Source organism: Streptomyces sp. NPDC102514 (genome assembly GCF_055584525.1).
In genome coordinates this window covers 54,485-70,625 of record NZ_JBVJLW010000023.1, presented here as the reverse complement: position 1 = coordinate 70,625, position 16,141 = coordinate 54,485, and the positions used below count along the sequence as shown (strand labels likewise).

General features: G+C 71.5%; 14 protein-coding genes. 6 read left to right on the top strand and 8 right to left on the bottom strand.

Annotation, left to right across the window (positions count from 1 at the left end; genetic code table 11):
• Window positions 1–75: 75 nt before the first annotated feature.
• Window positions 76–1,095, top strand: a complete 1,020-nt coding sequence (locus ACZ60E_RS40070; protein WP_469447054.1) for an aldo/keto reductase — start codon at window positions 76–78, stop codon at window positions 1,093–1,095.
• A gap of 157 nt (window positions 1,096–1,252) precedes the next feature.
• On the opposite strand, the gene ACZ60E_RS40065 is transcribed toward ACZ60E_RS40070, so the two are convergent.
• Window positions 1,253–1,690, bottom strand: a complete 438-nt coding sequence (locus tag ACZ60E_RS40065; RefSeq protein ID WP_469447052.1) for a hypothetical protein — start codon at window positions 1,688–1,690, stop codon at window positions 1,253–1,255.
• Window positions 1,691–1,746: 56 nt separating this feature from the next.
• On the opposite strand from ACZ60E_RS40065, the gene ACZ60E_RS40060 reads away from it, so the two are divergent.
• On the top strand, window positions 1,747–2,187 hold the full coding sequence (locus ACZ60E_RS40060) for a hypothetical protein (RefSeq protein ID WP_469447050.1): 441 nt from the start codon (window positions 1,747–1,749) through the stop codon (window positions 2,185–2,187).
• Window positions 2,188–2,243: 56 nt separating this feature from the next.
• Here ACZ60E_RS40060 and ACZ60E_RS40055 read toward each other — a convergent pair whose 3' ends face one another.
• The 6 genes from ACZ60E_RS40055 to ACZ60E_RS40030 form a co-directional block, all read right to left on the bottom strand.
• Complete coding sequence (locus ACZ60E_RS40055; protein ID WP_469447048.1) at window positions 2,244–3,707, bottom strand: aldehyde dehydrogenase family protein; 1,464 nt, start codon at window positions 3,705–3,707, stop codon at window positions 2,244–2,246.
• Complete coding sequence (locus tag ACZ60E_RS40050) at window positions 3,707–5,437, bottom strand: N-acyl-D-amino-acid deacylase family protein (RefSeq protein ID WP_469447046.1); 1,731 nt, start codon at window positions 5,435–5,437, stop codon at window positions 3,707–3,709. Before ACZ60E_RS40050 ends, ACZ60E_RS40055 begins: the two co-directional genes overlap by 1 nt.
• 108 nt (window positions 5,438–5,545) lie before the next feature.
• Window positions 5,546–6,664 carry an LLM class flavin-dependent oxidoreductase gene (locus tag ACZ60E_RS40045; RefSeq protein WP_453792864.1) on the bottom strand — a complete coding sequence of 373 codons (1,119 nt, stop codon included), beginning with the start codon at window positions 6,662–6,664 and terminating at the stop codon, window positions 5,546–5,548.
• Window positions 6,665–6,817: 153 nt separating this feature from the next.
• The gene (locus ACZ60E_RS40040; RefSeq protein ID WP_469447043.1) at window positions 6,818–7,621 is read right to left on the bottom strand and encodes an SDR family NAD(P)-dependent oxidoreductase; all 804 of its coding nucleotides are present in this window, start codon (window positions 7,619–7,621) and stop codon (window positions 6,818–6,820) included.
• A 203-nt stretch (window positions 7,622–7,824) separates the two neighbouring features.
• Window positions 7,825–8,766 (bottom strand): LLM class F420-dependent oxidoreductase, encoded by a 942-nt coding sequence (locus tag ACZ60E_RS40035; RefSeq protein WP_469447041.1) that lies wholly within the window; start codon window positions 8,764–8,766, stop codon window positions 7,825–7,827.
• Between the two features lie 340 nt (window positions 8,767–9,106).
• A complete protein-coding gene (locus ACZ60E_RS40030; RefSeq protein WP_469447039.1) occupies window positions 9,107–10,324 on the bottom strand; it encodes an amidohydrolase family protein in 1,218 nt (405 codons plus the stop codon).
• A 224-nt stretch (window positions 10,325–10,548) separates the two neighbouring features.
• Between ACZ60E_RS40030 and afsR the strand changes: the two genes are divergently transcribed.
• The 4 genes from afsR to ACZ60E_RS40010 all read left to right on the top strand — a co-directional run bounded on the left by afsR (window position 10,549) and on the right by ACZ60E_RS40010 (window position 14,842).
• Window positions 10,549–13,506 (top strand): SARP-family global regulator AfsR, encoded by a 2,958-nt coding sequence (afsR, locus tag ACZ60E_RS40025; protein ID WP_469447038.1) that lies wholly within the window; start codon window positions 10,549–10,551, stop codon window positions 13,504–13,506.
• A 213-nt stretch (window positions 13,507–13,719) separates the two neighbouring features.
• On the top strand, window positions 13,720–13,965 hold the full coding sequence (afsS, locus tag ACZ60E_RS40020; protein WP_384806313.1) for a regulatory protein AfsS: 246 nt from the start codon (window positions 13,720–13,722) through the stop codon (window positions 13,963–13,965).
• Between the two features lie 183 nt (window positions 13,966–14,148).
• Window positions 14,149–14,310, top strand: a complete 162-nt coding sequence (locus ACZ60E_RS40015) for a hypothetical protein (RefSeq protein ID WP_469447036.1) — start codon at window positions 14,149–14,151, stop codon at window positions 14,308–14,310.
• 145 nt (window positions 14,311–14,455) lie between these two features.
• On the top strand, window positions 14,456–14,842 hold the full coding sequence (locus tag ACZ60E_RS40010) for a DUF6247 family protein (protein ID WP_384806317.1): 387 nt from the start codon (window positions 14,456–14,458) through the stop codon (window positions 14,840–14,842).
• 80 nt (window positions 14,843–14,922) lie between these two features.
• Here the strand turns inward: ACZ60E_RS40010 and ACZ60E_RS40005 are convergent, their stop codons facing one another.
• Entirely contained in the window at window positions 14,923–16,107 is a 1,185-nt protein-coding gene (locus ACZ60E_RS40005; protein WP_469447034.1) for a serine hydrolase domain-containing protein, read from the bottom strand.
• Between the last annotated feature and the right edge of the window lie 34 nt (window positions 16,108–16,141).

Genomic DNA, 16,141 nt, shown 5'->3' with positions numbered 1-16,141 from the left:
CGTATATTTACCGGAACGATGCTCCGCTTACCGACGAGGTGGCTGCGGAGCCGCACCACCTGGAGGAACACAGCCATGCAGTACCGCACCTTGGGCCGCACCGGTGTGCAGGTCAGCTCCCTCGCGCTCGGCGCGATGAACTTCGGCAGGATCGGCCGCACCACCCAGGGGGAGGCCACCCAGATCGTCGACGCCGCCCTCGAAGGCGGGGTCAACGTCATCGACACCGCCGACGCCTACAGCGCCGGGGAGTCCGAGGAACTGGTCGGCAAGGCCATCGCGGGCCGCCGCGACGACATCGTGCTGGCCACGAAGGCGTACCTGCCGATGGGCGACGAACGCAATCACCGGGGCGGTTCGCGGCGCTGGCTGGTCACCGCGCTGGACGACAGCCTGCGGCGCCTCGGTGTCGACCACGTCGACCTCTACCAGGTCCACCGGTGGGACCCGGCCACCAGCGACGAGGAGACCCTGTCGGCCCTGACCGATCTGCAACGCGCGGGCAAGATCCGCTACTTCGGCTCCTCGACCTTCCCGGCGTACCGCGTCGTGCAGGCGCAGTGGGCCGCGCGGGAGCACCACCTGGGCCGATACGTCACCGAGCAGCCCGCCTACTCGATCCTGCAGCGCGGCATCGAGACGCACGTCCTGCCGGTGACCGAGGAGTACGGGCTCGGGGTGCTGGCGTGGAGCCCGCTGGCCTCGGGCTGGCTGTCGGGGGCGATCCGGGAGGGCCGGGAGGTCACCACCAACCGCTCGGCGTTCATGCCGCAACGCTTCGACACCGCGGTCCCGTCCAACCGGGCCAAACTCGATGCCGTCGAGCGGCTGGCCCGGGTAGCGGACGAGGCCGGCCTGACCCTGATCCAGCTGGCCCTCGGCTTCGTGACCGCGCACCCCGCGGTCACAAGCGCACTCATCGGCCCCCGCACCCTGGACCACCTGCACACACAGCTCGCCGCCGCGGACACGGTGCTGTCGCCCGACGTACTGGACGCCATCGACACGATCGTGCCGCCGGGCACGGACTTGGCGCCCGCCGAGAAGAACGACACCCCACCGTCCTTGCTGGACCCGGCATTGCGGCGCCGCTGACCAGATGGAGACCATCGCGGCGGAGCCTGCCGAGAGCGAGGACGCCACCCTGGGGTGCTGGGGCTGGGCGCTGGATGCTGGGCGCGGGTGGCCCGGCGATGAGGGCGCGAGGAAGCAGACCCGATCAGTCCGTCGTCAATCCGCCATCAGTCCCCCATCAGTCCCCCGTCGGGGCATCGGTGAGGCTCAGCGTGGGGCAGCCGAGCAGCCCCGGCAGGACGCGGCGTTGGCGTTCGGTCAGGGGCGCCAGGAAGACCGCCGCGTCGGCTCCGGTCCGTTCGCAGAGAGTGGCCGCTTCGCGGACCTTTCCGTAGCTCAGGAGAGTCCGCGAGGAGTAGGGGAGGGCCATCTTCCCGGCCCCGCCGGCCGAGACCCCGCGCCGCTGCACGATGCGGCCCACGACCCGCGCCCCGCGGTCCGTCAGCTGCTGGGCCGCCGCGTCCATCAACGCGGCGAAGTCCTTCTGCTTCCCGGAGAAATAGCCGACGAGCACGACATCGGCGCCCTCGACCGCGAAGGCCGGAGCCGGGTGCCGGGCCGGCACCGCGCCCGCACGGTGGTCCGGCCGCCGATCACGCCTCCGAGCCTGCTGCATGCCGCACAGGCTAGACGGCCGGACCGGGACGAAAAGCGCCCCGATAGCCTCTGGCCATGCCTGATTCCCATGACGCCGTGTACGAGGCCCGCTTCAGCCGCTCCCTGATCCAGGTGCTGGCGGGGGCCGGGTGGACGCCGCTCGTCGCCTTCCGCGTGGACGGCGAGGGCGTACTGCTCGGCGGTGCTCCGGCCCGGTACAAGGCGCAGACCGCGTTCGTGCCGTGGGCGGACGTCACCGCGGTCGTGCTGTGGAAGCAGCGCATGTCCGGCCCGTCGATGGCCTACGTCGGGGTTCAGCGACGAGCGGGAGCACCGCCCCTGCCGGGCCAGAACGCCGGACTCAGCCCGGCTCAGACGACAAAACTCGCTCCCCACGTCGACCACGAACTCTTCCTGGCCAGCCGCCCCGTCAACCTCTGGCGCCTCGACCCGCACGCCCTTCAAGCGGCCGTCGACGCGTTCGCGCCCGGGACAGAGGTCCTCGTCCGCGAGTAGTTCGTCCCTGACGCCTCACCGAGTGCGGCGGTGGCGGGCAGACGGCTCGGCAGACGTCAGCCCGGCCACACCAGTGACTGGAGTTCCGCGTACGCGTGCAGGGCGTACGAGCCCACGTCTCTGCCTACTCCGCTCTGTTTGAAGCCGCCGAACGGGGCCTCCATGTTGCGGCCCACCGTGTTGATGCCCACGCCGCCGGCGCGGAGGCGGGACGCCACGCGGAAGGCTCGGGACACGTCGCCGGACCAGACGTAGTCGATCAGGCCGTAGTCGGTGTCGTCGGCCAGGGCGACCGCCTCCTCCTCGTCGTCGAAGGGGACGACCACGACGACCGGGCCGAAGATCTCCTCGCGGACCACCCGCATGTCGGGTGTGCAGTCCGCCAGGAGGGTCGGGGCCACGTAGAAGCCCCGGTCGAGCGGTGGGCGTTCGCCGCCCGCGACGACCCGCGCGCCCTCCTTGCGGCCCAGTTCGACGTACGACTCCACCCGGTCCCGGTGCGCGGACGAGATCAGCGGGCCGACGACCGTGGACGGGGAGCGGGGGTCGCCCACCGGCAACCGGGCTGCGCAGTCGGCCAGTTGGGACACCAGGCGGCCGTAGATCGGGCGTTGCGCGAGTACCCGGGTCGGGGCCGTGCAGATCTGGCCGCTGTAGAACGAGAACGTCGTTCCGATGCCCCGGACCGCCGACTCCAGGTCAGCGTCCTCGAAGACGATCGCCGCGCCCTTCCCGCCCAGCTCCATCAGCTGCCGTTTCATCCCGCGCCCGCACACCTCGGCGATGCGCCGGCCGACCGCCGTCGAGCCGGTGAAGCTGACCATGTCGACGTCGTCCGAGTCGACGGCCGCCTCCCCCGCCTCCGCACGCGAGCCGGAGACGACGTTCACGACCCCGGGCGGTACGCCGGCCGCCTCCAGCGCCTCGGCCATCCGGTAGACGGAGAGCGGGTCCTGCGGGGCGGGTTTCACGAGGACCGTGTTGCCCATCGCGAGCGCCGGGGCGATCTTTCCCGCCGGGTTCGCCCAGGGGTTGTTGTACGAGGTGATGCAGGTGACCACGCCCACCGGACGGCGTACGGCGAGCGCGCCCAGCACGGCGGCCCCGCCGAACGGGCCCGCCTCGTTGATCTGCGGGGGCAGCGGCTCCTCGACGGGCTCCACGCGCGCGTACCGCTGGAATCGGGCCGCGCCGACCCCCACCTGCATCCCGCGCGCGGTGCCGGTGGTGGCCCCGGTCTCCGCCTGCGCCAGTTCGGCGTACGGGAGGAGGTTGCGCCGGATCTCCTCGGCCGCCCGGTGCAGGACGGCCGCCCGTTCCTCCGGTGTCGTGCGCGACCACGTCCGGAAGGCCTCGCGGGCCGCGCCTGCCGCCGCGTGCACCTGATCCCGCGAGGCCTCCGGCGCCAACCCGACGACGTCCTCGGTCGCCGGGTCGATCACCTCGTAGTGGCCGCCGTCCGGCTCCACCCACGAGCCGCCGATGAACAACCGCTGCTCAGCCCCCGCTTGACGGGTCATCACTTGGTGCTCACCGTGTGCGTGTCCCGGCCCGACCTGAGCACCTTGCCCGGTACGGCCCCGGTCACCACGTCGTCGCGTATCGACTCGACGCCGTTGACCCACACGGCCGTGACGCCGATCGCCTTGGAGTCGAGGCGCGGGCTGTCTCCCGGCAGGTCGTGCACCAGGGTGGCCTTGCCGGCGTCGATCCGTTCCGGGTCGAAGAGCACGAGGTCCGCATGGAAACCCTCCGCGATCCGTCCGCGCCCACGGAGCCCGAAGAGCTGTGCCGGATCGTCCGTGAGCATCTTCACCGCCTGCTCCAGCGTGACGAGTTTCCGGCCCCGCAGGCAATCCCCCAGGAACCGGGTCGTGTACGGCGCCCCGCACATCCGGTCCAGATGGGCGCCCGCGTCCGACCCTCCGAGCATGACGTCCTCGTGCCGCCACGTCTCCTGGCGCAGGGTCCACGAGTCGGGGTCGTTGTCGGTCGGCATCGGCCACAGCACCGTACGGAGAAGGTCGTTGGAGCAGATCGACACCAGGCACTCGAAGGGTTCCTGGCCGCGCTCGGCCGCGATGTCCCGTACGACGCGGCCGGTCAGGCCCTCGTTCTCCGCGCTGTACGTGTCCCCGATGACGTACCGGCCGAAGTCCGCGAGGCGGCGGAAGACGCCCGCCTCCTTGGAGTCGGCCCGCCGCAGCATCTCGGCGCGGACCCCGGGGTCCCGCAGTTTCTCGATCCGTTCGGGTACCGGGAGGGCCAGGATCTCGCCCCAGCCGGGGATGAGGTTGAGGGCGCAGAAGGTGCCCAGCGACATGTTCATCGGCGTGAGGATCGGCATCGTGAGCGCCACGATCCGCCCGCCCGCCTTACGGGCCCGCTCGCTCGCCGCCAGCTGCCGTGGCACGCGCTCGGGGACGGCCGCGTCGATCGTCAGGACGTTCCAGTTCAGGGGCCGGCCGGCCGCCGCGCTCATCTCGACGAACAGATCGATCTCGTCGTCGCTGAACTGGTCGAGGCAGCCCGCCACGATCGCCTCGATCTGGGTGCCCTCGCGCTCGCCCACCGCCCGGGAGAGGGCGATGAGTTCGGCGGGTCCGGCGTGCCGGGAGGCGACCGGTTTCCCGTCGCCGTCGGAGTGGGTCGAGGACTGGGTGGTGGAGAGCCCCCAGGCGCCGGCCGCCATCGCCTCGTCGAGCAGCGCGACCATCGCCGCCAGTTGCTCGTCCGACGGCTGCCCGCCCACCGCGTCCGGACCCATGACGTACCGCCGCAGCGCGCAATGCCCCACCATGAAGCCCGCGTTGACCGCGATCCGGCCCTCCAGGGCGTCGAGGTACTCGCCGAAGGAGTGCCAGCTCCACGGCGCGCCCTCCTCAAGCGCGACCAGCGACATCCCCTCGACCTTGGACATCATCCGCCGCGTGTAGTCGGCGTCCTCGGGGCGGGACGGATGCAGGGGCGCGAGCGTGAAACCGCAGTTCCCGCCCGCGACGGTGGTCACCCCGTGGTTCAGGGAGGGCGTCGCGTACGGGTCCCAGAAGAGCTGGGCGTCGTAGTGCGTGTGGGGATCCACGAACCCGGGCGCGAGTACGAGCCCGGAGGCGTCCTCGGACGTCCGCGCCTCCTCGGTGACCGCCCCGACGACGGCGATCCGCCCGTCCCGTATCCCCACGTCGGCGACAAAGGCGGGCCGCCCCGACCCGTCGACGACTCGCGCACCCTTGATCAGATGGTCAAGCACGACAGCCCCTCATCTCCTGTCACCTTCTGGCCTGCGGCGGGCGCACCCACCCAGGGGCGCGGGGAACTGCGCGACCAGCCCCGACGGACCCGCACCCTCCGACGAACCTCAGACCGCCCCGCGGAATCGAGTGGTCCGGTGGACGGGGTCGGTATCGATCTTCGGAATCACGTGCTCCCCGATCAGCCGGATCGTCTGGAGCGTCTCCTCCTTCGGCACCCCCACCGGCAGCCCGAACGACAACTGATCGGCCCCGGCCTGCTCCCACCGCTTGCACTGCGTGAGCACCTCGTCCGGGTCCCCGCAGATCAACAGCTCCTCGGCGATGAGCAGTTCGATGAACTCCTCGTTGTACTCCGGCAGCGTCTCCGGCCAGACCGGGAAACCCTCGGGCCGCGGGAACGTGTCGTGGTAGCGGAAGACGAGCGAGGGCAGATAGTGCAGCCCGCCGCTCACGGCGATCCGTATCGCCTCGTCGTGCGTGGGCGCGCACACCGCCGTCGTCGTCACCATCACGTTGTCGTTGACGAAGTCCCCGACCGGCTCGGCCTCGACGACGGCCGTCTTGTACTGCTCAAGGACCCACTCCATGTCGGAGACCTTCTGCACGCTGAACCCGAGCACCCCGAGCCCCTTGCGGGCGGCCATGGAGTACGAGGGCGGCGACCCGGCGGCGTACCACATGGCGGGATGCGACTTCCCGTACGGCTTCGGCAGGATCTTGCGCGGCGGAAGCTGCCAGTGCTTGCCCTGGAAGCCGACGTACTCGTCCTGGAGCCACATCTTGGGGAATTCGGCGATGGTCTCTTCCCAGATCTCCTTGGTGTGGTTCATGTCGGTGATGCCGGGGAGGAAGCCGAGGATCTCGTGCGAGCCGGCCCCGCGTCCGCTGCCGAACTCGAACCGTCCCTCGGTGAGATGGTCGAGCATGGCGACCTTCTCGGCGACCTTCACGGGGTGGTTGACCTGGGCGAGCGGGTTGAAGATGCCCGATCCCAGGTGGATGCGGTCGGTGGCGTGCGCCAGATAGCCGAGGTAGACGTCGTTGGCGGAGAGGTGCGAGTACTCCTCCAGGAAGTGGTGCTCCGACGCCCAGGCGTACTTGAAGCCGGACTTGTCGGCCTGGATGACGTACTCGGTCTCCTCCATCAGCGCCTTGTGCTCCGCGAGCGGATCGGTCAAGGCCCGCTTGCCCACGTATCCCTGTACAAAGAGCCCGAATTCCAAGGAGGTTCACCGTCCCCTGTGTCCGTCATTCGTCCGGCGAACGCCGAACCTGACGCATCGTCAGATTGACCTGCCGCCGACTGTGGCACCGCACCCGTGAGGCGTCAATAGCTGATGGGCCGTCACATCCGGCTCGTCGTCCCCCACCGCCGCTCACATCGCGCTCACGCCCGCCAGCCATCCGCCGTCGATCACGAAGGGCTGGCCGGTGATGTAGGAGGAGTCGTCGCAGGACAGGAAGAGCGCGAGACGGGCCACCTCCTCGGCCCGGCCGATCCGGCCCATCGGCACGAGCTTGCGGTACAGCTTGGCGACGGCCGCCGAAGCCGCCTCCGCGGCCTCCGCCGAGCCGGTGTCCGCCGTCGCCGGGTCGAGCAGGGCCGGATTGCTCATGGCGGTGTCGATCGCGCCGGGACAGACGGCGTTGACGCGGATCCCCTTCGGGGCCAGCTCCAGCGCCGCCACGCGCGTCAGGCCGACGATGGCGTGCTTGCTCGCGCTGTACGCGCCCACGTACGCCATGCCGGTGAGCCCCGTGTACGAGGCGGTGTTGACGATCGTCCCGCCGCCGGCCGCCTCGATCTCGGGCGCCAAGGCCTTGATGCCGAGGAAGACGCCGACCTGGTTGACCCGCACGATCTGCATGAACTCGTCGAGGGGGGTGTCGACGAGGGCGTTGAAGCGCAGGATGCCGGCGTTGTTGACGAGCCCGTCGACCTTCCCGTACACCTCCTTCGCCACCGCCACCGCGGCGGTCCAGTCGTCCTCCCGGCTCACATCCAGGTGCACGTACCGGGCGCGGGCCCCCAGCTCCTTGGCGAGGGTCTCGCCCTGCTCGTCGAGCACATCGGCGACGACGACCGAGGCCCCCTCCTCGGCGAAGAGCCGAACCTCCTGCTCCCCCTGCCCCCGAGCCGCCCCGGTGACGACGACGACCCGACCGTCCAACTTGCCCATGATCACTCCCTAGCCGATGGGCGCCCCGTCAGGGCGCGGCGAACGGCGCCCCGTCAGGGGCGCGGGGAACTGCGCGGCCAGCCACGACGGACCCGCGGCCGGGTATGGGGCCAGCCCCCTCCCCCCTCAGGGGCGCGGGGAACTGCGCGGCCAGCCACGACGCATCCGCGGCCGGGTACAGGTACGGGTACGGGGCCGGCCGTCTACCCGAGCAGCGGGCCGACCCCCGACCCGAACGCCGCGATCTGGTCGGTCAGTTCGGCCCGGCTCCGCGATCGGAACCGCACCTGGATCTGATGCACCCCCATCGCCCCGTACGCCCGCAGCGACTCGGCGATCTCCTCGGCGGAGCCGGAGACCGTACGGCGTCCCACGGACCACGAGGGCCGCCCCACGTACAGCGGCTCGGTGATGGCGCCGACGGTCAGCGGCCGGGTCACCCCCGCCTCCTCCCGCAGCCGCCCCAGCCGGGCGATCTGCTCGGGCAGCCGCTCCCGCGGATCCCCCTGCGGCAGCCACCCGTCCCCCCGGACCGCGGCCCGCCGCACGGCCGCGGGCGAGGACCCGCCGATCCACACGGGTACGTGTTCCTGCGCGGGCCGGGGCCGCTGGCCGAGCCCCTCGAAGTCGTACAGCTTCCCGTGGTGGGACGGGAACTCCTCCGGGCCCAGCGCGGCCCGCAACGCGTCGATGTTCTCGTCCAGTACGGCCCCGCGCCGCTCGAAGTCCGCGCCCAGCGCCTCGAACTCCTCCTGTACGTGTCCTGCGCCGACCCCGAGGATCAGCCGTCCGCCGCTGAGGTGGTCGAGGGTCGCGTACTGCTTGGCGGTGGCGAGGGGGTGGCGCAGGCCGACGACCGCCACGTGGCTGAGGAGCCGGACGTGTTCGGTGACGCCCGCCAGGAAGGCGAGGGTGGCGACCGGGTCGTACCAGATCGTGCTCATCGCGGCGGCAAGGCGTCGTGGGATGGCTACGTGGTCGCAGCTTGCGAGGTAGGCGAAGCCGGATGCGTCCGCTGTGCGGGCGATCTGTACGAGGTCGTCCGGGCCGGCGTCGGCCTCCCACGCCTCGGCGTAGAGGGTGCTCTGTGACTGGACCGGGAGCTGCATCCCGTACGCCAGTCGTCCTTCGGGCAGGATCTGCATGAGCGGCGCCCCTTGTCTGACGGGCCGTCATTGGGGTGGGTGGGGGTGTTGTGTGCGGGTGCGGGTGCGTTGTGGCTGAGTGCGCCGTTCCCCGCGCCCCTGAGGGGGAGGGGGCTGGCCTCGTGTGTGGGTGCGGGCTCGTCGTGGTTGGCCGCGCAGTTCCCCGCGCCCCTTAGGGGGTGGGGGTGCGGCCTCGTGTGTGGGTGCGGGCTCGTCGTGGTTGGCCGCGCAGTTCCCCGCGCCCCTTAGGGGGTGGGAGTGCGGCCTCGTGTGTGGGTGCGGGTGCGTCGTGGCTGAGCGCGCCGTTCCTCGCGCCGCTTCGGGGGCGGGGGCGGGGGTGTCACGGGGACCAGAGGCCGTCCTTTGTCAGGGACAGGAGTTCTATCGCGTTGGTGCGGACTATTCGGTCCACCACTTCCGCGTCCAGGTGGGACATCTGGGCCTCGCCGACCTGGCGGGACTCGGGCCAGGTGGAGTCGGAGTGGGGGTAGTCGGTCTCGTAGAGGACGTTGCCGACGCCGATGGCGTCCAGGTTCTTCAGGCCGAAGGCGTCGTCGAAGAAGCAGCCGTAGACGTGCTCGGTGAAGAGTTCGGACGGCGGGCGGTGGACCTTGTCGGCGACGCCGCCCCAGGCGCGGTTCTCCTCCCACACGACGTCGGCACGTTCGAGAATGTAGGGGATCCAGCCGATCTGGCCCTCCGCGTACATGACCTTCAGGTTCGGGAAGCGTTCGAACTTGCCGCTCATCAGCCAGTCCACCATCGAGAAGCAGCAGTTGGCGAAGGTGATGGTGGAGCCGACGGCGGGCGGCGCGTCGGCGGAGGTGGAGGGCATCCGGCTGCTCGACCCGATGTGCATCGCGATGACCGTGCCGGTCTCGTCGCACGCGGCGAGGAACGGATCCCACTCGTCCGTATGAACGGAGGGCAGTCCGAGGTGCGGAGGTATCTCGGAGAAGGCGACGGCCCGTACTCCGCGGGCGGCGTTGCGCCGTACCTCCTGTGCGGCGAGCCGCGGGTCCCACAGAGGGATGAGCGTGAGCGGTATCAGCCGCCCCCGCGCCTCGGGCCCGCACCACTCCTCGACCATCCAGTCGTTGTAGGCCCGCACGGAGAGCAGCCCCAGTTCGCGGTCGGCGGCCTCGGTGAACGTCTGGCCGCAGAACCGGGGGAAGGTCGGGAAGCAGAGCGCGGACTGCACGTGGTTGACGTCCATGTCGGCGAGGCGCTGCGGGACGTCGTACGAGCCCGGCCGCATCTGCTCGTACGTGATGATCTCCAGCTTGATCTCGTCCCTGTCGTAGCCGACGGCGGTGTCGAGGCGGGTGAGCGGGCGGTGCAGGTCCTCGTAGACCCACCAGTCGCCGATCGGCCCGTCGTCGCCGGGGCTGCCCATGACGGGCGCGAACTTCCCGCCGAGGAAGGTCATTTCCTTCAGCGGGGCGCGTACGACGCGCGGCCCGATGTCCTGGTACTTCGACGGGAGCCGGTCCCGCCAGACGTTGGGGGGCTCCACCGTGTGGTCGTCCACCGAGATGATCTTCGGGAAGGTCTCCATGCGTTGTACGGTAGCGCTGATCTGACGGCCCGTCAGCTAGTGGAGGGCGATCTCCGGAATGCGGGCAGGGCCCCGCATGGTTGCGGGGAGGGGGTGTGGGCCCTGTGTGGGCTTGCGTGAATCTGGCATGGCGGCCTGTGATCGGTGTCTCCCACGGCTGACGCATCCGCCATGAACAAGGCAAACTGGCCTGGTTGTCATGACGGTTCGGCAGGGGGACAGCGATGGACGGTGTACCGCGAGTACCGGAGCAGTGGGAACCCGAGGAATCGGTGGCCCTGCGCTTCAGTGTGCTCGGGCCGGTGCGCGCCTGGCGGGGGGCACAGGCGCTGCCCACGGGGTCCCCACAGCAACGCGCCCTGCTGGCCGCCCTGCTGCTCCGTGAGGGCCGCACGGCGACGTCCGGCGAGCTGATCGACGCCCTGTGGGGCGACGACCCGCCGTCGCAGGCGCTGGCGGCCGTGCGCACGTACGCCTCGCGACTGCGCAAGATCCTCTCCCCCGGCGTCCTGGTCAGCGAGTCCGGCGGTTACGCGATCCGGCTCACCGACGCCTCCGGCAGCGGCGCCACCCTCGATCTCGCGCTGGCCCAGGAGCTGGCGGCCGACGCGGAGAAGGCGAAGAGCAGGGGCGATCTGTGCCATGCGCGCGCCCTGCTGAACAAGACGCTGAGCCTGTGGGACGGGGAGGTGCTGGCGAGCGTTCCGGGCCCGTACGCGGAGACCCAGCGCACCCGGCTGCAGGAGTGGAAGCTCCAGCTCACCGAGTCCCGCCTCGACATGGACCTCGAACAGGGCTGCCACGCCGAGGCGGTCTCCGAACTGACCGCGCTCACCGCGGCGCACCCCCTGCGGGAGCGGCTGCGCGGGCTGCTGATGCTGGCGCTGTACCGCTCGGGCCGGCAGGCCGAGGCCCTGGCCGCGTACGCGGACACCCGGCGGCTGCTCGCCGACGAGCTGGGCGTGGACCCGAGCCCGGAACTCCAGGAACTCCAGCAGCGCATCCTCCAGGCCGACCCGGGCCTCGCCGAACCCTCGGCGCCGCTGGCCCCGGAGACCGCGGCCACCCCGGTGCGCCCGGCCCAACTGCCCGCGACCGTCCCGGACTTCACCGGCCGCTCGTCCTTCGTCTCCGAACTGTGCGAGGTCCTGGCGAGCGCCGAGGGCCGCGTGATGGCCGTCTCCGCGCTGGCCGGCATCGGCGGCGTCGGCAAGACCACGCTCGCCGTCCACGTCGCCCACCAGTCGCGGGTCGCCTTCCCGGACGGGCAGCTGTACGTGGACCTGCAGGGCGCCGGTGCGCGGGCCGCGGCGCCGGAAGCCGTACTGGGCGCGTTCCTGCGCGCGCTCGGCACCCCGGACTCGTCCATTCCGGACACCCTGGAGGAGCGCGCGGCCCTGTACCGCTCGGTGCTGGACGGCCGCCGGGTCCTGGTCCTCCTCGACAACGCGCGCGACGCGGCCCAGGTCCGGCCCCTGCTGCCCGGCACGGAGGGCTGCGCCGCGCTGGTCACCTCGCGGGTACGGATGGTCGACCTGGCCGGCGCCCACCTGGTCGACCTCGACGTGATGTCGCCGGAGGAGGCCCTCCAGCTCTTCACGAAGATCGTCGGCACCGAGCGGGTGGAGTCGGAACGCCAGTCCGCGCTGGACGTCGTGGCGGCCTGCGGCTTCCTGCCGCTCGCCATCCGGATCGCCGCCTCCCGGCTGGCCGCCCGCCGCACCTGGACCGTCTCGGTCCTCGCGGCGAAACTCGCCGACGAGCGGCGGCGCCTGGACGAACTGCAGGCCGGCGACCTGGCCGTGAAGGCCACCTTCGAACTGGGCTACGGCCAGCTGGAGGCGGCCCAGGCCCGCGCCTTCCGGCTGCTCGGTCTCGCGGACGGCCCGGACATGTCCCTGGCCGCCGCCGCCGCGGTCCTCGACCTGCCCCTCGACGACACCGAGGAACTCCTCGAATCCCTCGTCGACACCTCGCTCCTGGAGTCGGCGGCCCCCGGCCGCTACCGCTACCACGACCTCGTACGGCTCTACGCGCGTGCGTGCGCCGAACGCGACGAACAGCCGCCGGGCGAACGGGCCGCCGCGATGTCGCGCCTGCTCGACTTCTACCTCGCCACGGCCGCGGGCGTGTACGCCATCGAGCGCCCCGGCGACCGCCTGGTCGACCACCTGGAGACGACGCAGTACCCGGGCCTGACCTTCACCGGGGGCAGCGCCGCGCTGGACTGGCTCTACACGGAGGCGGCGCCGCTGCTGGCGTGCGTACGACAGTCGGCGGGGACGGAGCGCTTGCGGCGAGCGGTGGACCTGCTCTGGGCCGCCCGGGATCTTACTGAGTCGGGCGCCAACTCCCACCAGTACGAAACGACGGCCAGGGCGATGTGCGACGCCACCCGGGCCGCGGGGGACGCCCACGCGGAGGGCAGAGCACGCACCACGCTCACCCACCCGCTGCTGGTCTCCGGCCGGATCCAGCAGGCGGCCGAGCAGGCGCAGCTCGCCATCGACCTCTCCACTACCGCCGGGGACGCCATGGCCATGAGTTTCGCTGCCAACGACAGGGGGCTCACCTTCCTCCACCAGGAGCAGTACGCGAGCGGCAAGCTGTACTTCGAGCAGTCGATACAGGGATACGCCGCCATCGGCAACCGGCCCCTCGAAGCGCTCAGCCTGTGCAACCTCTCGCGCGCCCACCTCGGCATGGGCAACACCGACAAGGCCGTGGAGATCGCGCAGCGCGCCCTGGCCACGTACCTGGAGATCGGCAAGACGCTGCGGCTGGCCAACGGGCACTTCACGCTGGGCATCGCGCTGACCCGGGCCGGCCGGCACGCCGAGTCCCTCAACCAGTTCTCCGACGCCCTCGCCGTCTTCGCCAGCCACCGCCAGCGCCTCTGGGAGGGCACCACCAACTTCCGGATGGCAGAGGTGCATCTGGCGGCCCGCCGGCCCGCGCAGGCCGCCCAGCACGCCGAACAGGCACTCGCGCTCGGCTGCATCGGGGGCGACCGGATGCAGGGGACCGTGTTGATGCTGCTCGGCCGGGCGCTCACCATGGTCGGGCAGGTGGACCGGGCGAGGGCCTGCTGGCGCGAGGCCGTCAACCTCCTGGAGCAGAACGGCGGCTCCGCACAGGCCGAGGAGGTCAGGGTCCTGCTCACGCCCGCCACGGCGGCGTGAGCGACGGGCCCGCGCCCGGGCCGTTGCGGACGTTCAGCATTCGTTTATCTCCGCGCGGCACTCTCATATCTGTCACACCGTCGCGTCGGGGGGCAGACGGTCTGACCAGGAGCCCAACGGCTAGTGTGCGGCTCCGAACGCCCGTCCAGCGGCCCTCGGGGGAGTCTCTGGACGGGCGTTCCTCACTCGTCAACACAACGGAGGACACAGGCCATGAGCGACCAGACGAAGGACACGAACCCCACCGCCACCACGCAGGACAACGGGATGCCGACTCCTCCCGCGAAGGACCCGGTCGTGGCCACTCCGCTCGACAACGGGATGCCGACCCCTCCCGCCGAGGACCCGGTCGTCACTCCGCTGGACAACGGGATGCCGACGCCGCCCCAGAGCGACATCCGGACGCTGGACAACGGCATGCCTTCGCCGCCCGCGCTGGACCTCGACGGCGGCAAGTAGAGACCTTTCTCCCGACGGGGATCGGCCGCGGTGGCGCGGAGGGGGAGCCACCGCGGCCGAAGTCTGTCCGGACACGATCCGGCCGATCGGCGACGTGAGCCGTTTCGGCCCGGCGGGACGTAGCACCCGTAAGTGACCGGCGTCTTCGGGCGTCCGGCCGTTCCCTCTCACCCAGGAGTCGGTATGACCCGTACGCAGAAGTTACTCACGACCCTCACCCTGATGCTCGGCGTCACCGCCGCGGCCGCGAGTCCGGCGCTGGCCGACAACTCGATGCCCGCGCCCGCGCCGGACGACATCGCGACCGTGACCGTACCGGCCGCGCCGGCCGTCCCGGCACCCTGACGTCCACTACCTCGACGGGCCGGGCCCCTTACGGCGCTCGGCCCGTCGTCGTGTCCCGGGCTTCCGGGGGTGCGGCCGGAATTCGTCGCCGGGCCCGTCCCGCCCCTCGCGGTGCCCGCCCGTACGCCGTACTGTGCGGATCACGATGACAGCACAGCCCATCGAGCCCGGCAGACCCCTCGTTCCCCGGCCGGAACGGACACCCGGCGCCCTACGCGCGGCCGTCATCCGGGTTGCCCCGCACCGGCTCGCCGAACTGGAGCGGGAGACCGACGGGGCCATCGAGGCCGCCGCGCGCACCGGGAGTCTCGGGCCGATCATCCAGCTGCTCGACACCTGGGCCGTCACCGTGGAGATCGCGAGGTTCCCGTCCACGGCCGCGCGGCTCCGCAAGGCCGAGCACACGGTGGGGGCCGCCGGGCGGGGCGCTCCCGCGCGGCGTGGGGCCCGGGACGAGATCCATGCGTTGCGCGCGGCGGCGCGAGCGTCGCTGGCGCGGGGCTCAGGGACTCCTACGTCGACATCCACGTAGGCTCGTTGCCCGTCTGCGGGACGGTGGGGGCCGGTCGCGCAGTTCCCCGCGCCCCTGACGGGGTGCGCCCGGGGTCGGTGTCACGCGCAGAGTTCGTCGTCGATCACAGCGTTCTCGGTGTCCTGGGTGGACGAGTCCGTCGAACCGTCGCCGGTCGAGTTCAGGACCACGGTGCGGCGGCCGTCGGCGCTGATGCCGTTGCGGGTGGTGTAGCCGGGCAGGTTGCCCCCGTGGCTGTAGTAGACGCCCCCGCAGGACAGCGGGACGCTCATCAGGCCGAGGCCGTAACGCACGCCGGGCCAGGCGGAATCCAGTTCCGGGGCCGGCACGGTCGTCTTCATCGCCGTCAGCTCCGCCGGGCGCAGCAGCCGGCCGCCGAGGAGCGCCTGGTAGAAGCGGCTCAGGTCGGCCGTCGTACTGATCATGGCGCCCGCCGCGCCGCCCGCGGAGGCGTTGAGTTCGGTGATGTCGATCGCCGGTCCCGCTTCCTCGAAGCTGGAGTAGCCGCGCAGATGGCGTCCGGGGATACGGGACTCGGTGGTCGGCACGAGGGTGTCGCGCAGGCCCAGCGGGCGGATGAGGCGGTTGGTGACCTCCTCGTTCCAGCTGTGCCCGGTGGCCTTCTCGATGATCATTCCGGCGAGGATGTAGTTGGTGTTGGAGTAGCTCCACCCCTTGCCCGGTGCGAATCCGGGGGTGTGCCGCATCGCGACGGCGACCAGTTCCTCCGGGGCCCAGGTGCGGTACCGCTCGGCCTGGTAGCCGGCCGTGCTGGTGAACTCGGGGAAGTCCGACGTGTAGTCGAACAGCCCGCTGGTGTGCTGGAGGAGCTGCCGTACGGTGATCGCGCCGCCGTCGTTGCCGTTGCCCGAGACGACTCCGGGCAGCCACTGCTCCACGGTGTCGTCGAGCGACAGGCGTCCCTCGCCGACGAGTTGCAGGATCACCGTGGCGACGAACGTCTTGCTGGCGCTGGCGATCCGGAACTTGTCACCGGGGCGTACGGCCTCCTTCGTGGTCCGGTCGGCGACCCCGCCGGTGGCGTACCGCGCGCCTCGCGGACCCGTCGAGCGGGCCACGACCCCGACGGTCCCGGTCTTCATGACCGCGTCCACACCGGCCTGCAGCGCCCTGCTGTGCGAGGCGCTGTGCGCGGGTGTGCCGGTGGCGCCGGTCGCGCCCGCGGCGGGCAGGGTCAGGCCGATGCCGGCCAGTACGGTCGCCAGGGTCGTGGCCACCACTCGGGAGGTGAGTTCGGTCTTCATGGGTCACGGGCTCCAAGCGTCTCGGTCGGGGTCG

Coding starts and splice junctions, on each gene's coding strand:
- afsR (WP_469447038.1), top strand. CDS start 10,549: ATGGACGGTGTACCGCGAGTACCGGAGCAGTGGGAACCCGAGGAATCG.
- afsS (WP_384806313.1), top strand. CDS start 13,720: ATGAGCGACCAGACGAAGGACACGAACCCCACCGCCACCACGCAGGAC.
- ACZ60E_RS40010 (WP_384806317.1), top strand. CDS start 14,456: ATGACAGCACAGCCCATCGAGCCCGGCAGACCCCTCGTTCCCCGGCCG.
- ACZ60E_RS40060 (WP_469447050.1), top strand. CDS start 1,747: ATGCCTGATTCCCATGACGCCGTGTACGAGGCCCGCTTCAGCCGCTCC.
- ACZ60E_RS40005 (WP_469447034.1), bottom strand. CDS start 16,107: ATGAAGACCGAACTCACCTCCCGAGTGGTGGCCACGACCCTGGCGACC.
- ACZ60E_RS40015 (WP_469447036.1), top strand. CDS start 14,149: ATGACCCGTACGCAGAAGTTACTCACGACCCTCACCCTGATGCTCGGC.
- ACZ60E_RS40030 (WP_469447039.1), bottom strand. CDS start 10,324: ATGGAGACCTTCCCGAAGATCATCTCGGTGGACGACCACACGGTGGAG.
- ACZ60E_RS40040 (WP_469447043.1), bottom strand. CDS start 7,621: ATGGGCAAGTTGGACGGTCGGGTCGTCGTCGTCACCGGGGCGGCTCGG.
- ACZ60E_RS40055 (WP_469447048.1), bottom strand. CDS start 3,707: ATGACCCGTCAAGCGGGGGCTGAGCAGCGGTTGTTCATCGGCGGCTCG.
- ACZ60E_RS40065 (WP_469447052.1), bottom strand. CDS start 1,690: ATGCAGCAGGCTCGGAGGCGTGATCGGCGGCCGGACCACCGTGCGGGC.
- ACZ60E_RS40035 (WP_469447041.1), bottom strand. CDS start 8,766: ATGCAGATCCTGCCCGAAGGACGACTGGCGTACGGGATGCAGCTCCCG.
- ACZ60E_RS40070 (WP_469447054.1), top strand. CDS start 76: ATGCAGTACCGCACCTTGGGCCGCACCGGTGTGCAGGTCAGCTCCCTC.